The sequence below is a fragment of the Planktothrix sp. genome (assembly GCF_046067725.1).
GTDB lineage: Bacteria > Cyanobacteriota > Cyanobacteriia > Cyanobacteriales > Microcoleaceae > Planktothrix.
This window is the reverse complement of the sequence record NZ_JBJUDF010000250.1, coordinates 1-12,577: the sequence shown is the minus strand read 5'-3', so window position 1 is coordinate 12,577 and position 12,577 is coordinate 1. Positions and strand designations below refer to the sequence as shown.

At 38.7% G+C, this 12,577-nt stretch carries 6 protein-coding genes; 5 read left to right on the top strand and 1 reads right to left on the bottom strand.

Features of this window, described 5'->3' with window-relative positions; translation table 11 throughout:
• The 3 genes from ACKPEB_RS15630 to ACKPEB_RS15620 all read left to right on the top strand — a co-directional run.
• On the top strand, positions 1 to 1,192 hold a 1,192-nt coding region (locus ACKPEB_RS15630), incomplete at its 5' end, for an RNA-guided endonuclease InsQ/TnpB family protein (RefSeq protein ID WP_408965860.1).
• A 49-nt stretch (positions 1,193 to 1,241) separates the two neighbouring features.
• Complete coding sequence (gene pgeF / locus ACKPEB_RS15625; RefSeq protein WP_408965861.1) at positions 1,242 to 2,018, top strand: peptidoglycan editing factor PgeF; 777 nt, start codon at positions 1,242 to 1,244, stop codon at positions 2,016 to 2,018.
• 217 nt (positions 2,019 to 2,235) lie between these two features.
• The gene (locus ACKPEB_RS15620) at positions 2,236 to 2,844 is read left to right on the top strand and encodes a CPP1-like family protein (protein ID WP_408965859.1); all 609 of its coding nucleotides are present in this window, start codon (positions 2,236 to 2,238) and stop codon (positions 2,842 to 2,844) included.
• Positions 2,845 to 2,947: 103 nt separating this feature from the next.
• Here the strand turns inward: ACKPEB_RS15620 and ftsH3 are convergent, their stop codons facing one another.
• Complete coding sequence (gene ftsH3 / locus ACKPEB_RS15615) at positions 2,948 to 4,786, bottom strand: ATP-dependent zinc metalloprotease FtsH3 (RefSeq protein ID WP_408965858.1); 1,839 nt, start codon at positions 4,784 to 4,786, stop codon at positions 2,948 to 2,950.
• 369 nt (positions 4,787 to 5,155) lie between these two features.
• Between ftsH3 and ACKPEB_RS15610 the strand changes: the two genes are divergently transcribed.
• Together ACKPEB_RS15610 and ACKPEB_RS15605 are read left to right on the top strand one after the other, a co-directional pair.
• Positions 5,156 to 5,767, top strand: a complete 612-nt coding sequence (locus ACKPEB_RS15610; RefSeq protein ID WP_408965857.1) for a methyltransferase domain-containing protein — start codon at positions 5,156 to 5,158, stop codon at positions 5,765 to 5,767.
• 69 nt (positions 5,768 to 5,836) lie between these two features.
• Positions 5,837 to 12,577, top strand: a 6,741-nt coding sequence (locus ACKPEB_RS15605; protein ID WP_408965856.1) for a glycosyltransferase, incomplete at its 3' end; no start/stop codon positions are given.

Genomic DNA, 12,577 nt, shown 5'->3' with positions numbered 1-12,577 from the left:
ACAATATAAAGGGATAGATGAAGCGATTCGTACCGCTCAATTCATCCAGAACAAATGTCTAAGATATTGGATGGATAACAAAGGGGTAGGACGCTACGATTTGAATAAGTATTGTCGCGTTTTAGCTCATGATTTTAAATTTGCAAATGAACTAAACTCTCAAGCGAGACAATCAAGTGCTGAGAGAGCATGGTCAGCTATCGCCCGATTTTACGATAACTGTAAACGGAAAATTCCTGGTAAAAAAGGCTATCCCCGTTTCAAGAAACATTGCCGTTCGGTTGAATACAAACAAACCGGATGGCAATTAAATTTAGAAAGTCGTAAAGCCATTACCTTTACTGACAAGAAAGGAATTGGACGATTACGGTTAGTAGGAAGCTACGATTTGCATTTCTATCAACCCGAACAAATTAAACGAGTTCGATTAGTTAGACGTGCAGACGGGTATTATTGCCAGTTTATCCTTTCAGTTGACGTTCAAATCAAGACTGAACCGACGAATAAAACAATCGGTTTAGATGTAGGATTATCTGCTTTCTACACTGATGACCAAGGTAATAAAGTAGATAACCCCAAATTCTTAAGGAAAGGAGAGAAGAAAATTAAGCGGTTACAAAGACAACTTTCTCGAAAACAGAAAGGGTCTAATAACCGCAAAAAAGCGAGACAGAAATTAGCCAAGGCTCATCTAAAAATTGGTAGGCAACGAAAAGAGTTTAGCAAGCGTGTTGCATACTCCGTCATCCAATCTAACGATTTGGTAGCCTACGAAGATTTGAGGATTAAGAACTTAGTGAAAAATCATTGTCTAGCAAAGTCAATTAATGACGCTGCTTGGTATCAATTCCGTACTTGGCTTGAATATTTTGGTAGAAAATATGGTAAGGTTACTATTGCTGTTCCTCCCCAATATACAAGCCAAAATTGCTCTAATTGCGGAAAAACCGTAAAAAAATCCCTATCAACAAGAACCCACGTTTGTAGTTGTGGATGTCAGTTGGATAGGGATGAAAATGCTGCAAAAAATATTTTAAGAATGGGATTAAGTACCGCAGGACATACGGGAACTTTCGGTTTAGAACCGATAAACGCTTTGGGAGAATTGACCTCTACCTTGACGGGAGCAATCCTTTTAGGGCAAGTCGATTCGTTGAACAAAGAATCTCCCGTCACATCGCTTTGCGATTGACGGTGAGAGTGTCAATGTGATCAAACTCTTCTCTGTTACTCCTAATTTTATGCACACTTGGCACTGGCAAAGCTGGGATGGATTACCCTATTTAACTTGTAGTTGGCTCAAAGATTGGCAACATGGCTTTTTTACCCGTTGCTTTAGTCCGCGAACTCCTTCAGATTTAGTCGATGTCTTACAACCTGATACTCCAGTGTATCGAGTCAAACAAGTGCATGGAAATCTGGTGTTAAAAACGGGAACCGTAGACCCCCTGAAACATTCCGGTGCAGAAGATATTTCTTTAGTCGAAGCCGATGGTTTATTTGCTGAAAATTCCTCAGAAGCCGTTTGGGTAGCGACGGCTGATTGTGTTCCGGTGTTAATTGCGGACGCTCAAACTGGGAAAGTAGCGGCGGTTCATGCCGGATGGCGAGGAACAGCCGCTAAAATTGTTCCTGAAGCCATCGCCCATTTCCAAGCGGTCGGGAGTCAACTGGAACATCTGCGAGTCGCCTTGGGGCCAGCGATTTCTGGGGAAGTGTATCAAGTTTCTTTAGATGTGGCGACACAGTTAGCTCAAAGTCTGGATTTCGACACCGAAGCAGAAGGATTAGAACCTCTCTATCAACTCCCCAATTCTCCTCTGCTTCCCGACTTGGAACCCAACAAGGTTCGCTTAGATGTGCGACAGTTTAATCGCTTACAACTGGAACAATTAGGGATTGAACCCGACCAAGTAGCGATCGCCCCCTATTGTACCTATCAAGACCCCAACGCCTTCTTCTCCTACCGCCGAGACAACTTAAAAAAAGTTCAATGGTCAGGAATTGTCAGTCAATAATTAGGGACGTTGATAGTTAACGATTAATCAGCGTCAGCTTTCAGCAAAAAACGATCTATCATTTCCCCTCTTCCGGTGCTCCCGGTGCTCCCCTCCTTGTCCACTTGCAAAATCATTTAATATGGGAATAACAGTGAAAGTCTCTCAACAGAGCAACGCTTTGGAAAGAGATTGAGTTAAGCTTACAGTTAATAAAACGGTATAAATATAAAGTCCGATGAGCGAGCAAAGTCCCTACGAACAGCTTGGGGTTACCCTTGATGCCTCCTTTGATGAAATTCAGGAAGCCCGGGATCGCCTAAAACAACAATATAGTGGTGAACGTAAGCTGCTTGAATCGATTGAAGCCGCTTATGATGCCATTTTGATGGATCGGCTCAAATTACGGCAAGAAGGAAAAATCAAAGTTCCTGAACGCATTCGTTTTCCTGAACGAGCCGCGCCGACTCCTCCACCCGGTTTTCAACCAGCCACAACCCAAAAGCCCAATTGGTTACAACAATTGCTGGATACTCCCAGCCGTTCTGATTTGTTATGGCCATCGGGAGTTTATGCAGCCTTAGCGGGTTTAAGTCTTTATCCGGGTTCCCCGGAATCGATTTTAACTCTAACTCTTGCTTTGGGAGTGGGATCGAGTTTGTATTTTCTCAACCGCAAAGAAAATAAGTTTGGTCGAGCCGTTTTACTCACGGTCATGGGTTTAATTACGGGGTTATTGTTGGGAAGTTTACTCAGTCCAGCAATTGGAAACTTCTTAGCCGTAGAACGGTTTATTTCTCTAATCACTTTTATCATTTTGTGGATAGTGAGTTGTTTTTTACGTTAATTCAAGCGAGGTTAAAGTTAGATAAAATCCCTTTATTCCCATTAAAAAGAGGGCTGAATTTCTAATCAGAAAAACAGCCCTCTTTTGCTAAAAACATTTAAAATTAGGCAATTGCAGCCATTTTGACATCATTATTCGCTAACAACTCTTGCAGTTCTTCTGCATCAACGGTTTCTTTATCAATTAACAAATCTGCTAATTGATTCAGAACCGGGCGGTTTTCAACTAATACTTGTTTCGCCCGTTTATAAGCTTCATCCACCAGTTGACGAACTTCTTCATCGATGGCTGAGGCGGTTTCTTCGGAAAAATCCCGTTCTGACATAATATCCCGTCCCAGGAAGATATTTCCTTGTTGACGACCTAATGCCACGGGGCCGAGGCGATCGCTCATCCCATAGCGAGTTATCATTTGACGAGCGACACGAGTCACCTGTTGTAAGTCATTAGAAGCCCCCGTGGTGACTTCTTCTTCCCCAAAGATAATTTCTTCAGCGACCCGACCGCCCAAGGCAACGGCCATTTGATTTTGCAGATAGGAACGACTGAATAACCCGGAGTCCATGCGTTCTTCACTGGGCATGAACCAGGTTAACCCCCCAGCCCGACCGCGCGGAATAATACTAATTTTCTGTACCGGGTCATAGTCTGGCATTAAGGCCCCCACTAAAGCGTGACCCGCTTCGTGATAAGCTACCAGGGTTTTGCGTTTTTCACTCATCACCCGATCTTTCTTCTCCGGCCCCGCTAACACCCGGTCAATGGCATCATTAACTTCATCCATTGAAATTTCTGTCAAGTTACGACGGGCGGCTAAAATTGCGGCTTCGTTTAACAGGTTGGATAAGTCCGCCCCAGTAAACCCAGGAGTCCGACGGGCAATTTTGTCTAAGTCCACATCTTTGGACAAGGTTTTACCCCGGGCATGAACCCGGAGAATTTCTGAACGACCGTTATAGTCGGGACGGTCTACCACCACTTGACGGTCAAAGCGACCCGGACGCATTAAGGCGGCATCTAAGACATCAGGACGGTTGGTGGCGGCAATAATAATAATTCCGGTATTACCTTCAAACCCGTCCATTTCCGTTAATAACTGGTTGAGGGTTTGTTCCCGTTCATCGTTACCGCCCCCTAAACCGGCCCCCCGTTGACGACCCACGGCGTCAATTTCATCGATAAAGACAATACAAGGCGCATTGGTTTTGGCTTGTTCAAACAAGTCACGAACCCGGGATGCACCGACCCCCACGAACATTTCCACAAATTCTGAACCGGAAATGCTAAAGAACGGAACTCCGGCTTCTCCCGCAACGGCTTTGGCTAAGAGGGTTTTTCCGGTTCCTGGGGGGCCGACTAATAATACTCCTTTAGGAATTTTGGCACCGACGGCCGTAAACCGATCCGCATTTTTCAGGAAGTCTACTACTTCGCTGAGTTCGAGTTTAGCTTGTTCAATACCCGCCACATCTCCGAAGGTGACTTGGGTTTGAGGTTCCATCTGGACTCTGGCTTTGGACTTGCCAAAGTTCATGGCTTGGCTACCAGGGCCATTCTGAGCCCGACGTAATAAAAAGAATAAGCCCACCAAGAGCAAAACGGGGAAGAAAAGGCTACTGAGGGCTTTAAACCAAAAGCCGTCATCGCTCTGGGGTAGAACTGAAATATCAACATTATTTTGAGTCAGAATATCGATCAGTTCAGGATCGTTCGGGAGGTTGACTAAAATTTTATTCCCATCTTGAGCCGTTACTAAGGCTTTTGAGCGATCAGAACTGAGGCTGACCCGTTCAACTTTATTATTCTTGACTTCTTGAATAAAGGTACTATACTTCCAGCTTTCCCGCGTTTGGGGTTGTTTGTCAAAAAAAGCAGTTGCTAATGCTAAGACGACAATGGCAAGCAGGGCGTATAACCCTGCATTTCTCCAGCGTTTGTTCACCGAGGTCTATCCTCCTACTGTTGCTGTAAGTCCACAGGACTTTGGTATTGTGATGTATTGTTACTAATCTTAACGTATTTTTCATCCAGGTAGGGGGTTGGGGTATTCTATATTAATTTAATCGGATCAGTGTCAAGCTATATGGCGTTGAGTCAGTGTGAAAACCACAAAAGCCTTGAGGTCTTACCAACAAGAGTATTTTTTGTCAAGTTCAGCCATCGGATGAGAAATTAATATTTTTGTTTTTAATCTTTGTAGTGAATATCCTCATGATGATCAATTGGATCAACAGCGAGATCAGAAATTGGGTTTAACCAGGCTTTCCAAAAGCTTTTTAATTGGCTTTTAAATTAACATTAGAATTCAACTATGAAATTTCCCTTACATCAACCTACGTTAAAACTATTAGCAGGATTATCAGGAATAGAACTCGGTGCAGCATCTCATAATCCTTTTGGAGTCAATGCGATTAATGTAGCTCCTCAATTTGATGAAAAATTTTATACTGATAGCCAACTTAAGATGGGTGAAACTCCGACAAAAATTGATGTTTATGGAGATGCGGCTCATATTCCGGTAGCGGAGCATAGCCAAGATTTTATTTTATCCAGTCATGTTTTTGAGCATATTCCCAATCCTATTTTAGCATTGTTAGAATGGCAACGAGTCCTTAAATCTGGTGGTTATGTGGTGATGATTGTTCCCCAACCCGATGCTTTACTGGGTGATAATCGTCCTTTATCTACTTATGAAAAAATTATTCAAGCATATCAGGAAAATTGGACAATAGAAACGTCACCACCGGGGAGTACCTACGCCGATCATTACTGGAAATTTACCTCGACAACATTAAGAAGATTTATAGAACGATTGAAAATAGAAACAGAAGGTTTGCCGAGAATCAATTGGCAACTTTTAGGGGTTGAAGATCCTGATAGTAAAGTTGGGAATGGATTTTGGTTAGCTTATCGTGTTCCCTGAATAACGGTAAAAATTTGATTAAACTCACTCATAAAAATTGATTAAATTTATATTCAAAACAAAGCCTTTATGACTAGAACAAAATCAGGAAGTTATCAACCTCTCATTAGTATTATTGTTCCCGTTTTCAATCCGCGCGAAAACTATTTAAAAGCCACTTTGGAATCCGTCAGGAATCAAACCTATCAACAGTGGGAATTGTGCTTGGCTGACGATGCTTCAACTCAACCTCATGTTCAACAAATTTTACAAGAATATGCTCAAAAAGAGTCTCGAATAAAAATAGTTTTTAGAGAAGAAAATGGTCATATTTCAAGAGCTTCTAATTCAGCCTTAGAAGTCGCAACAGGTGAATTTGTTGCTTTATTAGATCATGATGATTTACTCACGCCTGATGCGTTGGAAGAAGTAGTTAAACTTCTGAACCAACATCCTGAAGCCGATATGATCTATTCTGATGAAGATAAAATCAATGATGCTCATCAATTCACTGAACCTAACTTTAAACCGGAATGGTGCCCGGATTCATTTCTATCTCGAATGTATACTTGCCATTTAGGCGTTTATCGGCGTTCTATCATCAATGAAATTGGCGGATTTAGAGTTGGATTTGAAGGCAGTCAAGATTATGATTTAGTTCTACGACTAACGGAAAAAACAGATAAAATTTTTCATATTCCTAAAATTTTATATCACTGGAGAATTCATTCAGCATCAGCATCAGCATCAGGAGAAGCGAAACCTTATGCCTATAAAGCCGCCGTTAAAGCTTTAACAGAAGCCATATACAGACGAGGTGAACCCGGTCGAGTGTTGCCCCATACTCAACCCCTCGGTCATTACACGGTTCGATATCAAATTGATGAGTCTAAACGGGTGAGTATCATTATCCTAACGCGAGATTTTTGGGGAATTTTAAATCAGTGTTTAACCTCGATTTTTACTCAAACCCTGTATCCAAATTATGAAGTTATTGTTATTGATAATGGCAGTATTGAATTAGAAACTCAACGGGTGATTGATTTTTGGAAAAGACAAAAACCTGATCAATTCAAATGCTATGAGTGTGATATCCCTTTTAACTATTCCCAACTCAATAATTATGGGGTTTGTCAAGCAACGGGAGATTTTTTGATATTTTTAAATCATGATACAAAAATTATTACTAAAGACTGGATTAATGCGTTAATTGAACAAGCTCAACGATCTTCTATAGGAGCAGTTGGAGGACTATTACTATATCCTGATCAGTCAATTCAACAAGCTGGATTTTTAAAAGATGCTGATTTCATTGCTTATCCTATTTATCAAGGTATTCATAAAATTAATGATTATGATAGCTTAGTTCAAATTACTTTGATTAATAATATTTCATTGATCAGTGGGGCTTGTTTAGCGTGCCAGCGAGAGAAATTTGAAGCAGTAGGTGGTTTTGATGAAAATCTACCCATTTTTTATAATGATATTGATTTCTGTTTAAAATTGTTGAAAAAAGGGTATCGAAATGTATATTTACCTCATGTTAAAGTTTATCATCAAGAATTAAAAGGATGGAATGTTGAGTTAACATCCGATCAATATTTAGAGTTATATAATCGCGCAGTTCAAATCATACAAGAACGATGGGGAAACTCGATGAAATCAGATTCTTGTTTGAGCCTTCAACTTCAACAAAAATTAAAAGCTCAACATCAAAATCAACAAAAACCATCGGAAAAATATCAACCTTTAGTCAGTGTTTGTATTCCTACCTATAACGGTGAAAAATATCTCAAAGAAGCCTTAGACAGTATTTTATCTCAAACTTACTCGCCTTTAGAAATTATTCTTTCTGATGATGGATCAACGGATAATACCGTAGCGATCGCTCAATCGGTTCAATCTAAATTTTCTGGTGATTTTAAGATCTTTACTCATTGTCAATATGGATTAGCAGCCAATTGGAATTATGCTATTGCTCAAGCTCAAGGTAAATATATTAAATTCTTGTTTCAAGATGATATTTTAGAACCTGATTGTATTACGAAGTTAGTCAATTTAGCCGAACAGGACGAAGAAATTGGTTTAGTATTTTCTCGACGGAATATTTTATTTTCAGACACCGCAAAATCAAATAAAATTTGTCGAGGAATTGGAGCATCAGCCCAAGATCTACAACAAGCTTGGTCTAACTTAAAACCAATTCAACAAGGAACAGAATTATTGTCTAATTTCAATATTTTGAATCCTCCTCTTAATAAAATTGGTGAACCGAGTACCGTGCTGATTAAGAAATCTGTCTTTGATCGACTCGGATATTTTGATGCAGATTTACAACAGTTAGTTGATGTAGAAATGTGGTTCAGAATTATGAGCTACTATAAAATTGGATTTATTAATGAAAATTTATCGGCTTGGCGAATTCATCCTGAACAGTTAACCGTTGCCAATTGGTTAAAAGGAGAAACGCGTCAAGATTTAGAAAAATTCTATCACAAAATTTGTCAAAGTTCCTATTTATCTAAACTACATCCCCAAGTTCAAACTTGGATTCAAAATCCAACTCAAGCTGAAACTTGGATGCAATGGTTAACAGGAAAAACCCTTTCCACCTCTCAACTCCAAATCTTTACACAAACTGTTGATATTAATCCTAATTCATCATTAAAACTTTCCGCGATTATTTTACAAAATTCTGAAACTTTAGCTTTAAAAAAACCAGTCAATATATTATTAGGAACAGAAAAAACAAAACCACAAAAAATTACGATTGTTACCAGTATTGCACCGGGAAATTTAGAGAAACAAAAAGCAGCGACCGCGAGTTGGAAACAATTAGGATTTGCAGTCGTTTCTTTAAATTCTGATTCTGAAATTGAACAGCTTAAATCCCAGTGTCAGGATATTACTTTTCAAAACGTTAATCGAGATGCTCAAGCTGAGGTTGGAAAACCGTTAATTTATCTCGATGATATTTTCCGTTATTTCCAAGATCATCCTTGCCAACTTTGTGGCATTGTTAATTCGGATATTCAACTGCAAGCAGATGAGAACTGGTCTACCTGGTTATTAGACCAAGCAGAGAATGCGATAATTTTTGGTTCCCGTATCGAGATTGAAACCTTAGAAAAACGGCAAGGAGAACTTTATGATAAAGGGTTTGATTTCTTCTTTTTTAGCCCCAAATTTTTAAAAGATTTTCCTGCCTCTAACTTTTGTTTAGGCTTGCCTTGGTGGGATTTTTGGGTTCCTTTAATTGCTAAACAACGGGGATGGGCATTAAAACGTCTTGTAACTCCCATCGCCTATCATCTCAAACACTCTGTTAACTACCTTAACGATAATTGGCAAAAATATGGAATTGAATTTACAAAATTTTTTAATCCTCAATTAACCGAAGCTTTACAACAACTAAAATCCACTAATTCCCATCAGTTACAAGGACAATTAATTCAAATCGCCAACCAATTTTTAGAGCAAATCCATCAAGAATCAATTTCTATCAACTATCAAAAATTATCAAATTTATCAATCGAAAAAATGGATATTCAAGCCAAACCTGTTAACGCTCAAGCTCCTTTAACTCGCCTATCTCAATCACAATGGACATTTCCTACTATTTCACCTTTGGCTCCTAATCTGAATCGACCTTTTTGGTCGGTCATGATTCCAACTTTTAATAAAGTGAAATATTTGGAACAAACCCTGAGAAGTGTTTTACAACAAGCACCAGGGGAAGATCAAATCCAGATTGAAGTCCTTAATGATTGTCCTGATAGGACAGTACAAGCTGAACTGGAAGCAATTGTTCAAAAAGTCGGCGGAGGTCGAGTTAAATTCTATCGCCATTCTCAACAAAATATTGGTCAGACTGCTATTTTTAATTTGTGTTTAGAACGCGCTCAAGGACAATGGATTCATTTATTACATGATGATGATTTTGTCTTTCCTGGATTTTATCAAACCTTACAAAATACGATTAATAAAGAACCGAGTCTAGGTGCAGTATTTTGTCGCCATTGTTATATAGATGGCGAAAATAATCAGTGTTCTATCTCGGCTTTAGAACGAGAAACAGCCGGAATTTTAGATCATTGGTTAGAACGAATTGCGGTTTCTCAACGGATTCAACCATCTTCTATTGTGGTGAAGCGTAGCACTTATGAACAATTAGGGGGTTTTTGTCCTGAAGCAAAATCGGCGGCGGATTGGGAAATGTGGACAAGAATTTCTGCTTATTACTCAATGGGATATGAACCTCAGATTTTAGCAGCTTATCGTTTACATCTTAGTTCTTGGACATCTCGCCTAATGGAGACAGGCGGAAATATTTCTGATACGCGTAAATCTATTGAAATCACTCAATCTTATTTGCCTCCAAATCAAGCCCTTGAGTTATCGAATAAAGCTAAAGAACATTATGCTTTTTATGCTTTGAATACAGCAAAACAACTGTTACCCCAAGGACAATCAACGGCGGTGATTGCTCAAATTCAAGAAGCTTTAAAATGTAGTCAATCAACGGCTGTTAAAGAAACTATTATCCAGTTATTTAGTCAGCAACAGCCACAACTCAAAACCTTCACTCCAACTCAAATCTTAGCAGAAGTAACGCGGTTAACAGAAGCATATAAAACTACCCCGAATTCAATCTCAATTCTCGATTCCTTGCGTCAAATTCGGCAAATTGTGGCTCAATATTGGTTGGGTTTAGAGAATGAGAATTTAGAGAAACATTATTTAGGAGAAATTGGCAAAGCTCATAAAATTTTGCTGAATAGTGGGTTTAAAAATGAAGCCTTAACACTTCAAGAAAAAGCTCTAATTCAAGATGGGTATGATTTTTTAAAAAATGGATTAAATCAGCCAAAAGGGATACAACATTTATTAGCTCTGACCTTATATTGTTATCCTTATCATCTCCCCAAAGATTGGTATATTCAAGCCCCCATTCCTAAATGGTTTTTAGAAGATTATTTTAAATTTATGTTAGCGATTCCTCAGTTTTTCCATGAAGTCGGAGAAGCGGATCGCTATTATTGTTATGTAGAAACTTGGACTCGCTATATTCATGAACGTTTCCTCAGTAATCCTGAGTTTCCAATCTGGAAAGAATTAGCTTGGAAATTCACCCAAACCGTTAACTTTATTCCGTTATATTTTAATACGGCAAATCTCAAAGAAATATATATTAAACGGGCAGAAATTATGGAATTTGCCTTAAAAAGTTTAGGTCATTCCTTAGATTATGAGTTTCCTCAACGTCCTAAAACTCGTCAGAAAATCCGTTTAGGAATTCTCAGCCATCATTTTAGTCCCCAAACCGAAACTTATTCAACATTACCTGTTTTTGAATATTTAGATCCAACTCAATTTGAAGTAATTTTATATACCTTACAATCGAATCATCATCCCCTGGAAGAATATTGTAAAAGTCGTGCTGATCGTTGGGTACAACTGCCTAAAAATTTACCTGATCAGGTAAATTTAATTCGCAATGATGATTTAGATATTATCTTAATTGGAACCAATGTTACGGCGGTTACTAACGGAATTACATTGTTAGCTTTACATCGGTTAGGTCGGATTCAAATCACCTCAACATCATCTTGCGTGACCACGGGAATGCGGACTATCGATTACTATATTTCAGGAACATTAACTGAAATTAAACAGAATCCTCAAGACCAATATCGAGAACAATTACTCCTCTTAGAAGGAACAGCCCATTGTTTTAGTTATTATGCTATTCCTCCTGAAAAAACTCAGTTTACTCCAACTCGCTCCAGTTTGGGAATTCCTGATCAATCTATTGTTTTTGCTTCGGGAGCTAATTTTTATAAAATTATTCCTGAACTTCGAGAAACTTGGGCAAAATTATTAGCAAAGGTTCCCAATTCTGTCTTAATTTTATATCCTTTTAATCCCAATTGGACATCTCAATATATGGCTGTTCCTTGGATTAACTGTTTCAAGGAGACTTTAACTCAATATGGCGTTGATATCAGCCGTTTAATTATTTTAAAACCCCAAGCTAGTCGCAGCGACATTAAAGAATGTTTGAAATTAGCCGATATTTACTTAGATTCCTATCCTTTTTCTGGGGTTAATTCTTTAGTTGATCCCTTAGAAGTGAGTTTAGTTCCGGTGGTTCGAGATGGTGATATCATTCCTTCTTTCTCTGAGAACACCTCTCAAGCGGGAGAAGTTTTTGTCGTCCGAACTAGCGGTTCATTTCGTTCATTAATGGGTGCATCTTTATTGCGATCGCTCTCGATTAATGATTTAATTGCTAATAGTGAAGAAGGTTATATTAATTTAGCAATTACCCTAGCTAATAATCCGCAACTGCGACAACAAAAACGCCAAGAAATTCAACAAAAAATGCAGCAAAACCCTGAATTCTTGGATAGTCGTACCTATTCAGCTAAAATGGGAATGCTCTTTCGGGAATTATTTCAAAATTGGCAACAAAATCAGCAATCTTTTCAACTGAATAGCCGAGAAGCCATTCAACAGTATTTATCCAGTTTAGTTAATGCGGTTAATTCTTATGATTTAGACCGAAATAATCAAACCTTGGTTGATGAATTGCGAGTCATTCGTAAAACAATGGCAGATCAATGGTTAAAAATTTCTCCCGACCATTTAGAACGAATCTATAATCATGATTTGGGGAAAGGATATCAAATTCTCTTAAATCGGGGGATTCAACGAGAACCTTTAACCACAGAAGAGCAACAATTTATTAATGAAATAACTCAAAATGCCATTGGACTCAAACAATCTGATTCTTTAAATTCTTTGATGGTGTTAATGTTATATTATCCT